An 18,294-nucleotide genomic window follows, 5' to 3' on the forward strand; every position below is an offset into this window, starting at 1 on the left:
GGCCTGCCAGCGGACGAAATGTCTTGTGCTGCTTAGGCTAGAGTGCCGGAATGACCGATGCATCGACGTCGCCTGGCCGCCGGTTCGTGGATGAGTTCTCGGCTTGGTTGAATCCACGCAATCCGGCGGACCCTGACAACGGGGTATTTTTCGAAACCGCGATGATCGTAGTGGATACAAATGTCCTGTTAGACCTGTATCGGGTTTCTTCCGCCACGCGAGCTGAAATCCTAACGGTTTTGTCGAGAACTTCAGACCGCCTCTGGATTCCCCATCAGGTTGCACTCGAATACAGTAGAAATAGGCGAAAAGTCGTCATCGATCGGAACATTGAATTCTCGGACATCAAGGCTGCGCTCCGCAAATCCGAGAAAGATGCGATAGATGGACTTGATGCGGCTCTCAGGAAATTCATCAAGTTCAGGGACAAGAATCGCTCGAATCGCGATTGGGACCCTGCTGAATTCGGATTGGACCAAGAGGGAATAAAGGGGCGCATCAAAGGAATTTGGGATCAAGTCCTGCAAGAATTGGATAACTTGGAAAGGGAAATCGATCTGTCGGAGAAAGACCTGGCGGCGGATCCGATATTGGTCGAACTTAATGATCTGCTCACCGGAAGAGTCGGTCCGGCGCCATCGACGACGGACCTTCAGCGGCACGTCGAGCGGTTCGTACATTTTCGTTTCCCAAGCAAACTGCCACCCGGCTACGAAGATGTTGCTAAGAAGGAAGAGCCCGTCCGTCAGGCGGGCGATTATCTGCTCTGGAAACAGCTTATCGACCACCTCTGCAGCCAAGCGTCCCGGATTGAGCCACGGCGCGTGATGTTGGTAACCGGCGACTCCAAGCCGGACTGGTGGGAACTGGACAGGGCAGGGAATCCGATCAGGGCAAGGCCGGAGCTGGTGCACGAGCTGCGCCGGGAGGCAAACGCGGAACTACTTTTGCTTTCGCTGACGCAGCTTCTTCAAGGCGCGAAGGACTATCTCAACTACGATGTGTCAGATGCCGCTATATCGGAAGTGCAAGAACGGGAGGAGGAAGATCAGCTTGCTGATCTCTTGCCTGAGTTTGTCCGGCAGGGACGGTCTTTCAATGTCTCCGAAATTAGCTACAGCGGCCTCGAAAGTGTTGTACTGTACCTTTTGCTGAAGATGGAGTTCAAGGTCACACGGTATGCGATCAGGCGAGGGGCTGACTTCGTCGCCACGGACAGCGAGGGGCAGCATTTTGCGGTGGACGTCTACCTACGACGTGGGACTGTCGGAATCGGACAACTTATGAATGATGCTCAGCACGTTCTGGAGAGTATGGATGCGATGATAACCAGAGAGGTTAACGTCGATCGCGGAATGTTAATTACTACTGCGATGATTTCCCGGGCGGCTCGCAGTCGCATCAGGGAGGAGCTTGGGAATCTCGTCCTAATTGGCCGCGAGGAACTGCGAGAGCTCCTCGAACTGCATGCCGGCATACGTATGTATTCGTCCGACGGCTGGTGAAAGAGTCGAGTGCGAAGGTGAACCTCCGGGGCGGCCGCCGGGCGCTGGCGGGAGCGTTCCGGTCTGCGCGCGGAGCAACCCGCACCCACCCCGTAGCCTATTCGCGTCAAATCATGCACGCGCCGGACTGCGTCCAGGGCTAAGACCCGACGACTGCGGAGCGATGCTCCTGTGGTGGTGGTGATGTCGGCGCCGGCGACTCGGCTGCGCAGGAGACACGCGGCCGCACGCTTAGGATTCAGCTGTGGCGAACGAAAGTGACGAGGGAACGCTTCAGAACACCGAGGCGAGCGACGTACCGGATTCCGGCGGTGACCTGGATATGCTCCCCGACGATGACGATGATGAGTACGACCCCGGGGACGTCAACGTTGGCACTCTGGGATTCGACAAGCTAGACCCCACCGACTTCGAGGAGTTCACCGCCGACCTGTTGAAAGCCGTCGGCTTTATCAACGTCGACTGGAGAAAGGGCACTCCCCTCAACGCTTCACCTGCTGACCGCGGCAGGGACATCGTTGCGCAATTGCTGCGGGATGATGTCGATGGGCATCAGTACTCCGAGACCTGGTTCTTTGACTGCAAGCACTACTCGCGTGGCGTTCCGCCCGACGTTCTTGCAGGTTCGCTGGCGTGGGCACATTCGGAGCGCCCGCATGTCCTGGTGTATGTCGCATCGGGCTACTTCACCAACGGAGCGAAAGATTGGGCTGAGTCGATGCGGCAGCAGAAGCCGCCGTTTCGAATTCGTATGTGGGAGTTGCCAGAGCTGCGCACGATGGTCTCTGACCACCTTGATGTGGCCTTCAGGCATGACGTCGAAGTGCCGACGTTGCGCCGTGTCAGTGACATCCTCGTTGCCGAGGCCGAGATCACGGACAAGCTGTGGTATGGCCGTAAGCCAGACGAAGACGGAAATCCGAGTTGGTGGTCGGCGCTGTCTCCGGAACAGGCTGAGACAGTACGCGCCGGACTGCGTCTGATGGAAGAGAAGTACGGAACGGAAGAACTCGACCGTTGGACTTCCAGCGACTTCGCCTGGGGTGAGCTGACCGGCATGGCCTCGGCGATCCGGTGGGTATTAGGTTACGACTGGGGCAACGCAGACAGCTGATTTGGCTCAGGTGTCGGCCAGCGTGTCAGAGCTGGTCACCCAGTCGGGCTCTTCTATGTGCGGCCTTCGCTCTCTCGTCAGCGACTGATCGACCGTACTTCGCCAGCATCTGCCGGGAACGCCATCCGGCAAGCATCATCAAATCTTGTTCCTGTCCACCGTTGTCGAGCCAGTTGTGGGCGAAGAAGTGGCGGAACTGGTGAGGGTGGATGTGTTCGATACCCGCTGCAAGGCAGCGTCGTTCGACAAGTTGACCGATTCCGTGGTCAGTCATCGGTCCGAACTTTCCCAGCCACAGCGCGGGCTCGTCATTGATGGCCTTCGGGTGCTGAGCCCGAACTCGCAGATACCGCCTCAGCGCGGTCCGAGTCTTGTCGCCGAACGGGACCGTCCGCGGCCGGCGCCCCTTGCCGAGCACCGTCGCGGTGTTCTCCGCGAAGTCGAGATCGTCTACCCGAAGCGCTGCGATTTCGCCGCGACGACATCCTGTGTCGACGAACAGGCGAATGATCGCCGTATCGCGACGGTCTTCGAACGTCGTTCCGGCGCATTCGGCAAGCAGCGCTCTCAGCGACTCGATGGGCGGCACCGGCACTTGCTGCTCCGGGGCATCGGGCAGTGTCATGCGGTCGAACGGATCGACGTCGATGATTTCCTCGGTCTTGAGGTACTTGAAGAACTGCTGGAGGCTGCGGTACTGGCCGCGGGCGTACTCCGGGGAGAGCTGTTCGCCAGTCCTATGGTTCTTCCTGGTAAGCAACCACTCGATGTAGCCGCCAAGGTGGTCACGCGTGATCTGCGGTCCGGCTGTCGGCAGACCTTCCGCCTGGAGATAGTCGGCGAAATACCGGATGTGCTGGAGATAGCCATGGATAGTTCGCTGGCTTCGGTTCTTCCGTCGTAGCTCGGTGGCGAAGTCCTCCGCCAGCTCCCGGATATCGTCCAGATCCGACGTCATACTGATCGACGATACCGGCAAAGTTTAGAGCTGAACAAGCGCTGTACTGGATCAACTCGGCTGAACGTTTCAGCGTTTCCGCTGGTGGAAGGGTGTTTGTGGGGCGGGTGGGGCTCGAACCCACGACCAGCGGATTATGAGTCCGCGGCTCTAACCGACTGAGCTACCGCCCCCTGGCCGCGCTGCACGCGCGTGGGGGATGCTACCGGGTCGGGGGTACAACGGCCTAGTTGGGCTCGGACGGGCGACCTCTCCCGGTGAGGTTCTCGCCGAAGAGTTTTTGGAACCCCTGCAGATCAGTCAGAATGCCTTGGCGCGGGCCCTGCATGTACCGCCGCGCCAGATCAATCAGATCGTGCACGGCACCCGAGCCATCACGACCAGGACCGCGCTACTTCTCGCTCGGTACTTCGGCACTACGCCCGAGTTCTGGATCAACCTGCAAACTCATTACGACCTGGTGCGCGAGCGTGAAAGGCTCGGGGACGAGCTATTTCGTATTCAACCACGTCAACTCGCCTCCTAGCGCGGCGGAAGGCTCGTCGGTTCGCCGATGACGTAGCACGCCTGTCACTCCAGCGCCACAGTCCGATAGCGAACGGGCTGCAGGATCGGCTGATGACAGCCATCTACGCGAGTGAGCAGGTAATCGAACAACCGAGTCCGTGCATTGCGCCCGCGCAGTCGCGGTATCGGGAGATGTTCGGTGACACCTGGTACGAGGAACGGATCGGCGCGCTGGTCATGCGGTCGGGGCGGCTGTGCGCGGTGATGACACCCGCCGGTCTGGGCGCCTCGGTGCTCGGCGTACTCGGCGATCTCCATGTGCCGGTGATGGCGGTCGGGGTGGGGGATCGGTGTGTGTGGTCGTTTCTCGCCGAGAATCCCAGCCGTGGTGAGGGCGCGGGCTGGTGGTCCGTGGACCTGTTCCGCTGCTTCGTGACCCAGACCAGGCCCGGCGCATTGATCGCCCTCCCGACACCCGGCAATCCCCGCCGGACGTGGGTGCGCGAACCGCAAGGCAGCGTGCCGGATCTCCGCCTGGTCGCCGATACGATCGTCGCCGCCTAGGGCGGTATCGCGAAGGGCGCTTGCCGGTCAGGCGTCCGGGGCGGCGGCCCCCGAACTTTTCGTGCAAACCTCGGCGAAAATGCGAGAAAAACGCCAAAAGAAGACGAGGTTTGCACGGATAGTTCACCGAAATCCTGTCGACTCCCGCAGATGGCACGCAGACGATTCCATCGGGAACTTTCGATGAATCTCTGCCCCACATCGGTGAAACGTGCAGGCAGACGGCGTTTTCGGGAATCGGCAGGGGATTGTGAGGCGCGCCTCGACGCCGCACGATTCGAGGGTGAACAGCGAACTGATCATCCTGCTGTTGGTGATCGTCACGGCGCTTGCCTTCGACTTCACCAACGGTTTTCACGACACGGGGAATGCGATGGCCACGTCCATCGCGACGGGTGCCCTCAAACCCACGACCGCGGTGACTCTTTCGGCGCTGCTGAATCTGGTCGGTGCGTTCTTGTCGGTGGAGGTCGCGTTGACGGTCACCAACGCGGTGATCAAGATCCAGAACAAGGACGGAACACCGAAGGCCGAGTTCACCGCGGATCACGGGCGGGCCCTGCTGATCATCGTGATGGCCGGGTTGATCGGCGGCATCATCTGGAATCTGCTGACCTGGTTGCTGGGTCTGCCGAGTTCGAGTTCGCACGCGCTGTTCGGCGGATTGATCGGCGCCGCACTGGCTTCCGGCGCCGGCGTGGTGTGGATCGGGCACGGGAAGATCGACGGTGTGGTCGGCAAGGTGATCATGCCCGCGCTGTTCTCTCCGGTGATCGCGGGCATCGTGGCCGCGGTCGGCACCTTCCTGATCTTCAAGATCGTGGTGGGTATCGGCGAACGGTTCACCGAGGCCGGTTTCCGGTGGGGCCAGATCGGCACCGCCTCACTGGTCTCGCTCGCACACGGCACCAACGACGCGCAGAAGACGATGGGTGTGATCACGCTGGCGCTGATCGGCTACAGCGCCTCGGACCCGCAGTCGACCGGCCCGTTCGCCTGGCACGAAACCGACAATGTGCCGCTGTGGGTGAAGTTCGCGTGCGCCGCCGCCATCGCCCTGGGCACCTACATCGGCGGCTGGCGCATCATCCGCACCCTCGGCAAGGGGCTGGTCGAGATCAGTTCGCCGCAGGGCATGGCGGCCGAAGCGTCCTCGGCCACCATCATTCTCGCCTCCAGTCACCTCGGCTTCGCGCTCTCGACCACCCATGTGGCCACCGGCTCGATCCTCGGCTCCGGTGTCGGTAAGCCCGGCGCGCAGGTGCGCTGGAACATCGCGCTGCGCATGGTGGCGGCGTGGGTCATCACCCTGCCGGCCGCCGCGGTGGTGGGTGCGGTGATGTGGGTGATCGCGGCGAAGATCCCCACCTTGCTCGGCCCGCTGATCGCCTTCGCGATCCTGTGCGCCCTCTCGGTCTACATGTACCGGCGCGCCCAGTTGCAGAAGGTCGACCACACCAACGTCAACGCCGAATGGGACGAGCCGGTCGCTCCCGCGGATTCGATCGCGAAGGTCTGAGAACCATGGAAACGATAAAGCTCGTTCTCGAATCGGTCTGGAAGATTCTGCTCGTCGGCCTCGTGCTGGGCGCCGGTCTGCCCGCACTGTTCGCCGTCGGCGTGCGCGGCCTGGCGGTGGCCAACGGACACGAGTCGGCCGACGGAACCGTCCACCGGCCCAATCCGTTCGGCGCCGCCGTCGCCGTCGTGGTCTTCGCCGTCGTGGTCGCCGCGATCGCCGTCGGTATCACGATCATCGTCGCATCCGGTTTCGGCAAGGCGGTCAGTTTCGCGCACATCTATCCGACGCTGGTCGAGAAGTAGGAGTACACAGGTGAATTCGAGGACCAACGACGAGGGCCTGCTCGCCCAGATCCTGGATTGGCTGCGCGCGGGCTATCCGGACGGCGTCCCGCCGAAGGACTACTTCCCGCTGCTCGCACTGCTGAAGAAACAGCTGAACCAGGACGAACTCGACCGGATTCTCGGCCTGCTGCTGGCCGGCCGGCCCGATGTCGTCGACCGCGAGCAGGTGGAGGCCGCGATCGTGGAGGTCACCCGCTGCGATCCGAGCGAGGACGACCTGCGCCAGGTGGCGGCGAAACTGGCCGCCGGTGGCTGGCCGCTCACCGGGTTCCACGACTGAAAGGCGGATATGCAGCGCAACCTCAGTGCCGTCGCCGACCTCGGGTCCGCGGTCGATCTGACCGACACGACCGGATTCACGGTCGACGACCTGGACGACGACGATCCCGTACTGCTCACCGCCGCAGACGGTTTCGTCGTCGACACCTGGCGGGAAGGCTATCCGTACGACGAACGCCTCGGGCGCGAGGTCTACGAGGCCGACAAGCGCCTGCTGCAGATCGAACTGCTCAAACTGCAGAACTGGGTCAAGGCCACGGGCCGGCGTCTGGTCATCGTGTTCGAGGGACGCGACGCCGCCGGCAAGGGCGGCACCATCAAGCGCTTCATGGAACATCTCAACCCGCGCGGCGCCCGCGTCGTCGCACTGGAGAAGCCGACCGCCCGGGAATCGACGCAGTGGTACTTCCAGCGCTACGTCGAACACCTGCCCGCGGCGGGGGAGATCGTGCTGTTCGACCGGTCCTGGTACAACCGCGCCGGCGTCGAGCGGGTGATGGGATTCTGCACGCCCGAACAACATCGGCGCTTCCTGAACCAGGTGCCGCTGTTCGAGCGGATGCTCGTCGACGACGGGATGGACCTGGTGAAGTTCTGGTTCTCGGTATCGCCGCTCGAGCAGCGCACCCGCTTCGCGATCCGGCAGGTCGACCCGGTCCGGCAGTGGAAACTCTCACCGATGGATCTGGCATCGCTGGACAAGTGGGACGACTACACCGCCGCCAAGGAGGAGAACTTCGCACACACCGATACCGATTACGCGCCGTGGATCGTGGTCAAGAGCAACGACAAGAAACGCGCGCGCCTCAATGCGATGCGCTACGTGCTGGACCTGTTCGACTACGAGAACAAGGAATCCGACATCGTCACTTCCGCCGATCCGCTCATCGTCGGACGCGCCCGCGACGTGGTCGGTTCCTGAACCCGTTCACGGCGTCCGGTCCAGTACGAGGTCCGACAGCCGCACCGCATACGTCGACACCAGGACGGCCTCTTCGTGCCCCGGCACTCCGGGCGGCACGTACGCGCGCACGGTTTCGGTTTCGCGCACCAGATCCAGCAGCGCCGCCCGCAGTACCTCGGGGCGCGGGGAGGTGGTCAGTGTGTGAAAGCTGTAGCGCCAGCGGTAATCGTCGATCAAGCGGTGCAGCCGTTCGGCCTCGACCACATGGTGGTGTCGTACCCCTTGCGAATGGGAGTCCATGGCGATCAGCAGTTGCTCGACTTCGGCCAGCCGCTCCTCGGTGCCGACCGGTGGCGCGCTGTAGGCGACTTCGCCCGAATCGCGGACGGCGTGTGCGCAGGCCTGCGGCAGATTCCACGGCAGGGACAGCTGCGCCTGCGAGCCGTATTCCGGTCCCGGCCAATGCGGGCCCGGGCCGGTGTCGGCGGCGAACAGCACCGCGTAGGGATAGCCCGCGCGGTGCAGCGGTTCGTCGTCCTGCCACGCCGGTCGTTGCGCCGCGTAGTCGAGCATGCGCCGGCGCAGCCGGACCATCGTGCGCAACGCGCGGTAGCGGTCGGGCCGGGCCCAGCCGAAACCGTTGGCGATCAACTCGTGACGCACCGTCGCGTTCAGCCGATCCCAGCCCGGGCCGTCGGTGCAGGCGGCGATGCGCACGGAGTAGCCGTTGCCGAACAGATGGCGCAACAGTTGCCGCTCCTCCGCGGCCACCGAGTCGGGCGGGCCGGGGAGCAGGACCGCGCGCAGCGAATCCGCCCCGTCGAATCCGTCGCTACCGATATGTACGTCGATATGACCGCGGATCGCGAGTGCCGCCAGTTGCGCGGCGACAATGCGGCCGTAGCGGGCGGCACCCTGTTCGTGCATCGTCGGCGCGAGCAGCATTCCGGCCTGCAGCACCGTCATTCGGGTCGATAATCGTTCGAACGCCGCCGTCATCTGGCCGGGATCCGGAGGCATGTACACCACTCACTCTGTGACACAGGGCAATCAGGTCCGCACCAGTGTAGAGCCCGGCGTGGCGTACATTCGGCAATATCGGGAGGGATCCCCTGTCAGATCGTGATCCCGGCCCGGATCAGCTTGCCGGTGATGTTGCGCGGCAACGGCTCCGAGGTGATTCGCCACCGTTCGGGCACCTTGAAATAGGCCAGCCGCTCACGGGCGAAGTCGCGGAGATCCGCCTGCGTCGCCGTGGACCCCTCGGCGAGGACGACGACGGCCGCCACCTGCTGCCCGAGGTCGGGGTGCGGTTCGCCGACGACGGCACATTCCACGACGTCGGGGTGTTCGTCGAGGCACTGCTCGATTTCGACCGGGTAGATGTTCTCGCCGCCGCGCAGGATCAGATCCGATCTGCGGCCGGTCAAGCGCAGGCGGCCCTGTTCGACGACGCCGAAATCGCCGGTGCGCAGCCAGCGCTCGGCATCGATCGCCGCCGCGGTGGCTTCCGGATTGCGCCAGTACCCCAACATGACGAAGGGGCTACGGACGTAGACCTCACCCTCGACGCCCTCCGATACGGGAGACCCGTCGGCGTCGCGGATCTCGAGCGCCACGCTGATGATCGGCCGTCCCAGGGTGCCGGGGGATTCGGCGAGGTCGGCGGGAGTCGCGACGGCGACGGCGGTACTGCATTCTGTGAGGCCGTAACTGTCCACCAGGGCGTCGGCGGCGAACGGAACCTCCTCGCGCAGACGCTGTTTGAACGCCGGTGACGACGGCGCCGACGCCAGGGCGAACGCGGTGAGCGAGGAGGTGTCGTAGCGTCCGATATCACCGTGTTCGAGCAGCCGGGAGGCCATGGTCGGTACCGCACCCCAGTTGGTCACCCGTTCCTTCTCGATCAGGCACAGAATCCGGTCGGCGTCGAACCCGCCCTGCGGCATGATCACGGCACTGCCGGTGGCCAGCCGCGGGACCACCAGGTTGTGCAGGCTGGCGATGTGGAACAGGGGAGAGGTCAGCAGGCAGCGCAGATCCAGCGGTGCGCCGGGCTCCGGCGTCGTCCCGGTGAACGCGGCGGCGAGTGCGTCGGTGTATTCGAAATAGCCGGTGACAGCCAGCAGATTGCGCTGGGAATGTAAGGCCGCCTTGGGTTTTCCGCTGGTCCCGCTGGTGAACAGGATGACGGCGGGATCGTCCTCCGCCACGTCGGGGACCGTGGGTTCGGCGTCGGCGTGGGCGGCGATCAGGCGCGGCAGATCCTCGTCCATGGTCAGCACGGCTGCGGAGGTGTCGATATCGGCGAGGAGTTTCGCCCGCTTCGCGTCCGCGACCACGACGGCCGGTTCGGTCAATGCCAGTCCGTACTCGATTTCGCGCGGCACCCACCACCCGTTGAGCCCGACCGCGATCGCGCCGAGGCTCTGCACCGCCCAGAAGGTGATCACCCATTCGACGGTGTTCGCGGCCAGGATCGCGACCCGATCACCGCGCCCCACCCCGAACTCCTCGTGCAGCGCGGCCGCGAGAGCGGCTGCGGCAGCGGCATGTTCGCGATAACTCAGCCGCCGGTCCTCGGTGACCAGATAGTCCCGGTCGCCGAAGGCGACCGATGCGGCGAGCAGTTCCGCGACCGCGCGGCGGCGGTGCCGCAGCACCGGCATACGCGCGCCGAGAACCTCCTCCTCGACGAGCTCGAACCGGCCGCCCGGACCGGTCAGCTCGCGCATCACGGCGGCGATATCGGGCATGGACGTGGTGGTCATGGGCGGTCCTTCTGTGTGCGGCATCACAACCACCGCACTGTGTCACGCCCACCGGCGGCAGATGCCGGCGTTTCCGCTCAGCGAGACTCCCGCGCGGTTACGCGCGACTCGGCGCGGAGGCGAGTGGGCGACCGCCCGTACGGACCGCCTGGCCGCGCCGCGCGGCCGGTACCTGCCGTCGCCCGCGGGCCTCCGCCGACAGCACGCGCGAGGTGCGCGCGGCCGCCTCCGCGACCAGCGGGGCGAGTCGCTCCATGGTGGCGAAGTTCGTCTCCCCGCATAGGCAGATCGCGGCCATCGGGCCCTGCGGACCACGGATCGCGGCGGCCACACTGGGAAGTATCCGGCCCACCATCGCATTGGCGTATTCGCCGCGGTCGAACGAGAGTCCGCGGTTGCGGCGGATCCGGTTCAATTCGCGATGCAGGCTCGGCACATCCCATCCACGGCCCTGCACCGGATTGGCGAGCTGTTTGCCGAGCAGCGCCTCCACCTCCTCCGGTGGCAACCAGGCCAGCATGGCGCGGCCGCCGGTGGTGAGGTGGGCGAAACTGCGGCGTCCCACATGCGATTGCAGCGTGCGCGCGAACGGGCCGCCGAGTTTGTCGAGGAACACCTCGTCGGCGCCCTCCAGCGCCGCCAGGTGGACCACCAGTCCGGTTCGCAGCTGCAACTCGTGCAGGTGCTCGGCCGCCGCCTCGCGGATTTCCCCGTGCCGGCCGTCGTACCCGCCGAGCCCGAGCGAGCGCCGGCCCAGGCAGTAGCCCGAGGGGGTGTGCTCGAGCCAGTGCAGTTTCACCAGTTGGTCGAGGATGCGATGCGCGGTGGAGCGCGGGAGTCCGCTGTGTGTGCAGATCTCCACGAGGCTCAGCCGCGTCGACCGGTGCTCGAACATGTCGAGAATGAGCGTCATCCGCTCCACCATCGATGGCGGCAGGGGCCCGGGTGCCGAAGTGGCCAGTGGCATCGATGCCTCCGATCGTGAGTCGCTTCCATCCTGCCCGTCGAATCTGGGCGAGAACCGGAATTGAAGCCCGAGTGTAGTGACGCCAGACACACCGCGCGATGGTGGTCCATCCCGTTCGTCCGGTATCCCGCTGACCGGAACGGCGCCCGAACCGGTCTCGCGGACCTGACAGCGTGGGGCTTTTCGCGAGCGTCGACATCGACTCCATCAAACTCCGCTGAGGCCGTTTCCGTCCCCGCCCGCGGGCGGACAGGCGGCTATCGTGGGGTTATGGGCGTGTTCGGCGAGATGTTCCCCGGCAAGAAGCTGACCGACGAGAGCGGCGGTGACAGCGACGGGCAGCAGCATCGGCCGCGGCTGGATCTCGACCTGGACGCGGGCGTGATCCGGCTGTCGAGCACGCCGCGGTCGGATGAGGAGTCGTCCGAGTAATCGGTCCGGGCTGTCACTTCGTGGAATTCGTGTGGTCCTTCATCTAGCAATCTAGATTGCTAGCATGTTAGTGTCTTCTCGTGGGTGCCGAGGAAGTCAAGCAGTTCAACGTGTATCTCCCGGTGGAGCTGATCAAGCAGGTCAAATACCGGGCGGTCGAATCGGAGATGTCGCTGTCGGCGCTGGTGGCCGAGGCGCTGCGGGCGTACCTCGGCGCCGAACCGCCGACGCGTGAGAAGGAGAAGTGATATGGCCGCCAGAGGTGTCGAGGCGATCTTTCTGGAGACCCACAACTGGGGGAAATCGGCGAAGTTCTTCCAGCAGCTGGGATTCGAACTGGAATTCGCCACCGACCACAATTCCGGACAGCTGCGCAACGGGGACGGTCCGTACCTGTTCATCGCCGAGGTGCCGGCGGATCGCGAACCCGGAATGCAGGTCGTGCTGAAAGTGGAAGCGGAACAGGACTTTCCGGCGCCCGTCGAGGTGGTGTCGCCGTTCGCCGACACCCATTACGGAACCCGCGAGATGACCGTGCGCGACCCGGACGGGCGGGTGTGGACGCTGCAGGCTCCCGGTGGTGACCGATGAGCGATATCCGGACCGGTGCGGTGCCCGATCAGACCGCCGTGCGGGTTGCGCTGTGGCGCGCGCTGCACGTCCGGCTCGATCCGCCGCCGCATGTCCTCGACGACGAGATCGGCCTGCGACTGGCCGATCCGCCGGAGGGCTGGCGGGAGCGCGGCGATATGGATCCGGTGGGCACCAGCCGCTTCCGGGCGAGCATCGTGGTGCGTTCGCGATTCGTGGAGGATCTGCTCACCGAACAGGCCGGGCGAGTGGGCCAATACGTGCTGCTGGGCGCGGGACTGGAGACGTTCGCGCAGCGCAAACCCGAGATCGCCTCTCGCTTCCGGATTTTCGAGGTCGATCAACCGCAGACGCAGGAGTGGAAGCGGCGGCGCCTGGTCGAGACCGGCTACGAGCTCCCGGACTGGTTGCGTTCGGTCCCGGTCGATTTCGAGCAGGATTCGTGGTGGGAGCGGCTGACCGCGGCCGGTTTCGATCCGGCCCGGCCCGCGCTCGTCGCCTCGCTGGGGGTCAGCATGTATCTCACCGACGAGGCCAACCGGGAAACGCTGTCGCTGCTGGCGGCCTCGGCGCCCGGTTCCACGGTCGTCATGTCCTTCATGCCGCCACTGGAACTGCTCGACGAACAGGACCGAACGAGCCGGGAGTTCGCGGAATCCGGCGCGGCCGCCTCCGGCACGCCATTCCGCAGCTTCTACGCCCCCGCACAGATCGTCGCTATGGCCCGGGAGGCCGGTTTCGCGCGGGCGCACCACATTTCGGCGGACGAGCTCAACAGCCGGTACTTCGCCGGGCGCCCGGACGGGTTGCGTACCTCGAACGGTGAGGAGTTGCTGGTGGCGACGACCTGAGTCCCGCCTACGATGAGGCGATGGCGAAATCCCAGCGCTTGCACATCGTGCCGTCCCGATTCAGCGTCGACCACATACCGGCCGCGACCTTCCCCGAGGACGACGAATGGGTCGCGCTGGTGCGAGCGCCGGAGGGGCTGACGGTCGTGCGCGAGGCCCCGCCCTGGGAGCGGGAGACGTGCTGGCTCGGCCTGTACGCCGCCACGCCGCGGGAGCTGGATACCTCCGGCGCGCTGACCGCGATCCTGGAACCGTTGGCGCAGCACGGAATTCCGGTGTTCGTCGCCTCGACCTACCACGCGGACCTGGTGCTGGTCCCCGAATCGCGCAGCGCCGCCGCGACCGATGCGCTCACCGAGGCCGGATTCGAGATCGCCGGGGACGCGAGCTGACGACGGTTCAGATGTGGTCGCCCTTGTCGCGGTTGCAGCCGCGGCACAGGATCTGCAGATTCGCCGCACTGGTCGCCCCGCCGCGGCTGAGCGGAATGATGTGGTCGAATTCGAGGTAGTGGGTGGCGCCGCATTCCACGCACCGGCCGCCGTCGCGATGCCACACCTCGGCCTTGATATCGGGGCCGATGGACCGGCTGTCGCGTCTGCCCGGTGCGACGGTGAGCCGTTTCGCCACGCGCAGTGCGCCTTCCACGATCGCGGCCACCAATTCCGGCTCGTCGATATCGAATTCGGCGCCGCCGCGCGCCGACGTGGCGGCCACCGTCACACCGGTCTCGGTGGCCGATACGGAAACCGCTCGGGTCCAGGGGATTTCGATACCGGCGTCCGGCCCGATGAAGCGCAGCTTCCGGTTCGAGCAGATCAACCGCCCCGGGGACGCGTGCGCGCCGCGCCCCGTCCGCCGGATGCGGGTGGCGGCGGTGTCGAGGTGGACGCGTTCCTGCGGGTCCAGATGCAGATCGGGCACCGCGATCACCGGAAGCTCGCCCGCCCGCAGCCGGGACAGGATGCGCAGCCGGCGCAGACTGCGACGCAACTCGTCCACGGCCCCGTCGCGCACCCCGAGCGCGGCGACCGTCGCGTCGAATCGTTCCAGTTCGGCCCCGGTGATCGTGCCGTCGGCCAGGGCGAAGGCCGCCGTGCGCTCGAGATGCGCGACGGCGGGCCCGCGCAGGGCCGCGCGGGCGGTGCCGGGGTCGATGCGCTGGTGGCGGATCCGGGTCCACAGCTCGTCCCAGTCGGGTCCGCTCGGACCGGTGGTGGTCAGGACGCGAAGCGCTCGGATGCGCCAATCGGACAGATAGTCCTCGACCTCCGCCGCACACGCGCGGCAGGGCGCGGTGCCGAGTAGTCGCCACCCCCGCCGCCGGCCGCAGCGAGGACAGCCGCGCGGGTCGGCGGGCGGACGTGCCACCGTCTGTTCGGTCCACCGGGAGCCGTCCCACCAGCGCAGTGCCGCCGCGTCCGCGGGATCGGGATGCCAATCGGGGCGGGCGTCCCGAGGCGCGGGCATCGGCGCGGCGAATCTGGTGCGCTGCAACGACAGTCGCTGCGAGCGGTGCCGCGCCGAATCCGCGACGGGCGCGCCGAAGGTCGTGAACAACTCCGCCGCGTCGGCGTGTTGCGGTCCGCCCCGCACGAACCACCAGCGGTCCTCGGCCCGCCGGAACTCTCCGAACACCGCGGCCCGCGCGCCCGGGTCCGGGGCGACGTCGGCACGCGCCACCAGACCCTCGGCATCCTCGACCGACACCGCGAGGCCCGGCAGTGCGGCCAGGGGCTCGTCGGGACCGGACCCGGTGATCAGGATGCGGACGATCTCCGCCTCGGTGCGGGGCAGCGAGACCGACAGCCGCGCGGTGCCGGGCTGCGGATCCTGGTCGACGGTCACCGCCTGGGAGGGGTGACGCGGCGCGTTGAAATACACCACGTCGCGAGCGGAGCGGACCCGTCCGGCGGCGGTCAGCAGGACCGCATGCGCATCCAGCAGCGCCGCCGAACGCCACGAAACCAGTACCGACAGAAGCGAAGTCGGTACCGGCGTGGCGTCGCCGTCGACCGTGGGGCGCATGCTTGTCATCGCCTCGAACTATGCCAGGCCGTCCCGACACGAATCGCGCGGTCGGCGCGGAGCTTTTCGTGACCGTCCGGGTGCGGCACAGTGGAACCATGACGAACCCGAAGGGTGACTCCGGGCGCAAGCCCGGCGGCGCGCGGGTGCCGGGTGCGACGGAAATCCTCGCCGCCGCCCAGGCCGCCGCGCAGGCCGCACAGACCGCCGCGGGCCAGGCCATCGACGCCGCGCAGGTCACCGCCGGTACCGCCTTCGGTACCGCGGTGCGGCTCCCGCCCGCGTCCGTACAGCTGGCCGCGCAACTTCCGGATCTGATCGAGAATCTGGCGACCGCCATCGACCGGCTCAATTCCACCATCGACCGCCTCGACCGGACCCTGGCCCTGGCCGATCCGGCCTTCGCGGCCTACGACCGGCTGCTGCCGCGGCTCGAGGCCGTGATCGCGCTGGGTGAAGACGTGCTCAGCCGGCTGTCGAAACTTCCGGGCATCTCGATGCTGGGCCGCCTCACCGGCCGCGAGGCGGAACCACCGCAACCGGAGCCCAAGTCACGTCGACGCGGAAAATAGCCCCGCCCCGCCCGCCGACCGCGGCGTAGCCGTCGTCGCGATCACCGCACGAGCCGCGGCGGCGGCCTTGAGCACCATCTCGTGGAACTCCGCGTCGGCATCGGAGTCCAGCACCACCGCGCCGCCCGCGCCGACGCGCCAGCCGCGCTCGTCCCGGACCGCGGTGCGGATGACGATATTGAGATCCGCCGTTCCGCCCAGACCCAGAAATCCGATCGTGCCCGAGTAGATGCCGCGCGCCTCGGTTTCCAGCCCGTCGATGATCTCCATGGTCCGCAGCTTGGGGGCCCCGGTCATCGATCCGCCCGGGAAACAGGCTCGCAGGCAACCGATCGCGTCCACCTCGGGGCGCAGCCGGCCGCGCACGGTGCTCACCAGCTGATGCATGGTCGTGTAGGTCTCCGCGACCATCAACTCGGGGACGTGCACACTGCCCAGCTCGCACACCCGGCCCAGATCGTTGCGCAGCAGATCGACGATCATCAGATTCTCGGCGCGCGTCTTGGGATCCAATTCCAATGCACGGCACAGATTTTCGTCTGCCTCCGGGGTGGCGCCGCGGGGGGCGGTGCCCTTGATCGGTTTGGTCTCCACCGTGCGGGTGCGGTCGACCTTGAGGAAGCGCTCCGGTGAGGAACAGGCGATATGGAGTTCGCCGAATCTCAGATACGCCGCGTACGGGGCGGGATTGCTGCGCCGCAGTACCCGGTAGACGTCGAGCCCCGGCGCATCGGAGTCGATCCCGGCGCTGTCGGTGAGGTTCACCTCGTAGGTTTCCCCGGCGCGTAGTTCGGCATCGATCGCCGCGATATCGGCCAGATAGCGGTCCCGGCCACGGCTCAGGCGCGAGACGACGGCCTCTTCGTCGACGGGCAGTGTGACCGGTTCCGGATTCCGCCGATCCGGCAGTGTCGCGACGATCGCGCGGGTATCGGCCAGCCAGCGGCGATTCGCCTCGGCCGACTCCGCGTCGGTGACGGCGAGCAGATGGGTGCGGCCCGCGACGTGATCGACCACGACCAGCCGGTCGGCGAAGATCCACTGCGCATCCGGATAGGGCGATCGGTGCCCGGCCCGCGCACCGCAGTCGGCCTTCATCTCATAGCCCAGATAACCGACGTAGCCGCCCACGAAATCGAAAGGCACATCCGGGAATCGGATGTTCAGCTCACTCAGCCGCGCCGACAGATAGTCGAGCACCGGCCGCGGATCGGTGCGCGTGCCGGTGCGATCCTCGATCACACATCCCGCGCCGACCCGATACCGCACCACCTCCGCCAGCGGCCCGGACGCATCACCGGCGAAACTGAACCGATCCAGACCCGGCTCCACATGCGCGCTGTCGAGCCAGAACGCGGTCGGCGAGTCCGGATATAACTGCAGCACAACGTATTCGGTGTCGACGGCGCGGTCGATCACTTCGTGCAGAACGGTGAGGGACCGGGTGGCGGAACGTCCGGCTGCGCCCTTCCCCACACGCCCGTCCGCACCGGAATCCGGTTCGGACGCATCAGGCGACGATGTCGTCGCGGAGACGTCGGCTTGCGTTCCCGAGTCGCCCGCCGCATCGCCGTCGGGATCCGGCCCGGAACCGGTGTTCACCAGCACGGCCCTCGTGCCGGAAGCGGCCGGCCCCGCGGTCCGCGCTGAATCGGCCGCGCCGGTCGTGGTCTCGGCCGGAGAGGCCGGGCCGGACCCTGTCACCGGCCCGGCAACCGGGACCGGCGATGGCCGCATCTCCCGACGCGCCCACCACTCGCGCGTCAGCCGCGCGAAATTCTCCAGCAGCGCCGCGCCGAATTCGCTGGACACCGATTCCGGATGGAACTGCACACCCCACTGTGGGCGGTGGCGATGCCGAACGCCCATCACCACCCCGTCGGGCGCGGTGGCGGTGATGGCCAGCGCATCCGGTAGGGGCTGGGCGGCGCACAGCGAGTGATAGCGCACGGCGAGGAAGTCGCCGGGAACTCCGGCGAACAGGTCGCGACCGTCGTGACTGATGCGGTCCGGGTAACCGTGCCGGGGTGCGGGTGCCGGAATGACCTGCCCACCGGCCGCCAGCACGATGCCCTGATGACCGAGGCAGACGCCCAGCAGCGGGAGCTCCGCCCGCTCGATCAGCGCCTGGGAAATTCCGAAATCCCTTGCTACATCGGGTCGCCCGGGCCCGGGGGAGACGACGATGTTGTCGAACCGGTCGAGGTCCAGCCCGGCCAGGGTGTCGATCTCGTCGTTGCGCAGCACGGTCGGTTCGGCTCCCGTTACCGTGCCGATCAATTGGAAGAGGTTGTAGGTGAACGAGTCGTAGTTGTCGACCAGCAGGGTGCGCATGGGGGTCCGGGTCCGCACCCCGTGGTCGAGAGTGGTCTCGCCCGCATGCCG

General features: G+C 66.3%; 20 protein-coding genes and 1 tRNA gene. 14 read left to right on the top strand and 7 right to left on the bottom strand.

Annotation, left to right across the window (positions count from 1 at the left end; all coding sequences use genetic code 11):
• Nucleotides 1-50 precede the first annotated feature (50 nt).
• Both IRT45_RS24660 and IRT45_RS24665 read left to right on the top strand, forming a co-directional pair.
• On the top strand, nt 51-1,505 hold the full coding sequence (locus IRT45_RS24660) for a PIN-like domain-containing protein (RefSeq protein WP_194808270.1): 1,455 nt from the start codon (nt 51-53) through the stop codon (nt 1,503-1,505).
• Between the two features lie 244 nt (nt 1,506-1,749).
• Entirely contained in the window at nt 1,750-2,619 is an 870-nt protein-coding gene (locus tag IRT45_RS24665; RefSeq protein WP_194808271.1) for a restriction endonuclease, read from the top strand.
• 25 nt (nt 2,620-2,644) lie between these two features.
• Here the strand turns inward: IRT45_RS24665 and IRT45_RS24670 are convergent, their stop codons facing one another.
• The gene (locus IRT45_RS24670) at nt 2,645-3,577 is read right to left on the bottom strand and encodes a tyrosine-type recombinase/integrase (RefSeq protein ID WP_194808272.1); all 933 of its coding nucleotides are present in this window, start codon (nt 3,575-3,577) and stop codon (nt 2,645-2,647) included.
• A 99-nt stretch (nt 3,578-3,676) separates the two neighbouring features.
• Nucleotides 3,677-3,750, bottom strand: a tRNA-Ile gene (locus tag IRT45_RS24675).
• A 26-nt stretch (nt 3,751-3,776) separates the two neighbouring features.
• On the opposite strand from IRT45_RS24675, the gene IRT45_RS24680 reads away from it, so the two are divergent.
• From IRT45_RS24680 to ppk2, 6 genes are all read left to right on the top strand, one after another.
• Nucleotides 3,777-4,103, top strand: a complete 327-nt coding sequence (locus IRT45_RS24680) for a HigA family addiction module antitoxin (protein ID WP_194808273.1) — start codon at nt 3,777-3,779, stop codon at nt 4,101-4,103.
• A gap of 92 nt (nt 4,104-4,195) precedes the next feature.
• Nucleotides 4,196-4,648 (top strand): hypothetical protein, encoded by a 453-nt coding sequence (locus tag IRT45_RS24685; protein WP_194808274.1) that lies wholly within the window; start codon nt 4,196-4,198, stop codon nt 4,646-4,648.
• Nucleotides 4,649-4,931: 283 nt separating this feature from the next.
• Nucleotides 4,932-6,167 (top strand): inorganic phosphate transporter, encoded by a 1,236-nt coding sequence (locus tag IRT45_RS24690; protein ID WP_194808275.1) that lies wholly within the window; start codon nt 4,932-4,934, stop codon nt 6,165-6,167.
• Nucleotides 6,168-6,172: 5 nt separating this feature from the next.
• Nucleotides 6,173-6,472, top strand: a complete 300-nt coding sequence (locus IRT45_RS24695; RefSeq protein WP_194808276.1) for a hypothetical protein — start codon at nt 6,173-6,175, stop codon at nt 6,470-6,472.
• Nucleotides 6,473-6,482: 10 nt separating this feature from the next.
• Entirely contained in the window at nt 6,483-6,794 is a 312-nt protein-coding gene (locus IRT45_RS24700) for a DUF3349 domain-containing protein (RefSeq protein ID WP_194808277.1), read from the top strand.
• 9 nt (nt 6,795-6,803) lie between these two features.
• Nucleotides 6,804-7,715 (top strand): polyphosphate kinase 2, encoded by a 912-nt coding sequence (gene ppk2 / locus IRT45_RS24705; protein ID WP_194808278.1) that lies wholly within the window; start codon nt 6,804-6,806, stop codon nt 7,713-7,715.
• 6 nt (nt 7,716-7,721) lie between these two features.
• Here ppk2 and IRT45_RS24710 read toward each other — a convergent pair whose 3' ends face one another.
• The 3 genes from IRT45_RS24710 to IRT45_RS24720 form a co-directional block, all read right to left on the bottom strand.
• Nucleotides 7,722-8,663 (bottom strand): hypothetical protein, encoded by a 942-nt coding sequence (locus tag IRT45_RS24710; RefSeq protein WP_194808279.1) that lies wholly within the window; start codon nt 8,661-8,663, stop codon nt 7,722-7,724.
• 149 nt (nt 8,664-8,812) lie between these two features.
• Nucleotides 8,813-10,468 (bottom strand): class I adenylate-forming enzyme family protein, encoded by a 1,656-nt coding sequence (locus tag IRT45_RS24715; protein ID WP_194808280.1) that lies wholly within the window; start codon nt 10,466-10,468, stop codon nt 8,813-8,815.
• A 97-nt stretch (nt 10,469-10,565) separates the two neighbouring features.
• Nucleotides 10,566-11,381, bottom strand: coding sequence for an IclR family transcriptional regulator (locus IRT45_RS24720; protein ID WP_255535598.1), 816 nt, complete (start codon nt 11,379-11,381; stop codon nt 10,566-10,568).
• Between the two features lie 324 nt (nt 11,382-11,705).
• Here IRT45_RS24720 and IRT45_RS24725 point away from each other — a divergent pair, with 324 nt between their 5' ends.
• The 5 genes from IRT45_RS24725 (at nt 11,706) to IRT45_RS24745 (ending at nt 13,701) form a co-directional block, all read left to right on the top strand.
• Nucleotides 11,706-11,867 (top strand): hypothetical protein, encoded by a 162-nt coding sequence (locus IRT45_RS24725; RefSeq protein ID WP_167331925.1) that lies wholly within the window; start codon nt 11,706-11,708, stop codon nt 11,865-11,867.
• Nucleotides 11,868-11,947: 80 nt separating this feature from the next.
• On the top strand, nt 11,948-12,115 hold the full coding sequence (locus IRT45_RS24730) for a CopG family transcriptional regulator (protein WP_036499828.1): 168 nt from the start codon (nt 11,948-11,950) through the stop codon (nt 12,113-12,115).
• Between the two features lies 1 nt (nt 12,116).
• Nucleotides 12,117-12,458 (top strand): glyoxalase/bleomycin resistance/extradiol dioxygenase family protein, encoded by a 342-nt coding sequence (locus tag IRT45_RS24735; RefSeq protein ID WP_039784179.1) that lies wholly within the window; start codon nt 12,117-12,119, stop codon nt 12,456-12,458.
• Complete coding sequence (locus IRT45_RS24740; RefSeq protein ID WP_194808282.1) at nt 12,455-13,309, top strand: class I SAM-dependent methyltransferase; 855 nt, start codon at nt 12,455-12,457, stop codon at nt 13,307-13,309. Before IRT45_RS24735 ends, IRT45_RS24740 begins: the two co-directional genes overlap by 4 nt.
• A 20-nt stretch (nt 13,310-13,329) precedes the next feature.
• A complete protein-coding gene (locus IRT45_RS24745) occupies nt 13,330-13,701 on the top strand; it encodes an ACT domain-containing protein (protein ID WP_194808283.1) in 372 nt (123 codons plus the stop codon).
• Between the two features lie 7 nt (nt 13,702-13,708).
• Here the strand turns inward: IRT45_RS24745 and IRT45_RS24750 are convergent, their stop codons facing one another.
• Nucleotides 13,709-15,346, bottom strand: coding sequence for an HNH endonuclease (locus IRT45_RS24750; RefSeq protein WP_228534971.1), 1,638 nt, complete (start codon nt 15,344-15,346; stop codon nt 13,709-13,711).
• An 89-nt stretch (nt 15,347-15,435) separates the two neighbouring features.
• On the opposite strand from IRT45_RS24750, the gene IRT45_RS24755 reads away from it, so the two are divergent.
• Nucleotides 15,436-15,909, top strand: a complete 474-nt coding sequence (locus IRT45_RS24755; RefSeq protein WP_062999951.1) for a hypothetical protein — start codon at nt 15,436-15,438, stop codon at nt 15,907-15,909.
• Here the strand turns inward: IRT45_RS24755 and pabB are convergent.
• Nucleotides 15,889-18,243, bottom strand: a complete 2,355-nt coding sequence (gene pabB, locus IRT45_RS24760) for an aminodeoxychorismate synthase component I (protein WP_194808315.1) — start codon at nt 18,241-18,243, stop codon at nt 15,889-15,891. The two genes, IRT45_RS24755 and pabB, sit on opposite strands and share 21 nt — an antisense overlap.
• Between the last annotated feature and the right edge of the window lie 51 nt (nt 18,244-18,294).

This window comes from Nocardia sp. BSTN01 (genome assembly GCF_015354405.1).
Taxonomy (GTDB): domain Bacteria; phylum Actinomycetota; class Actinomycetes; order Mycobacteriales; family Mycobacteriaceae; genus Nocardia.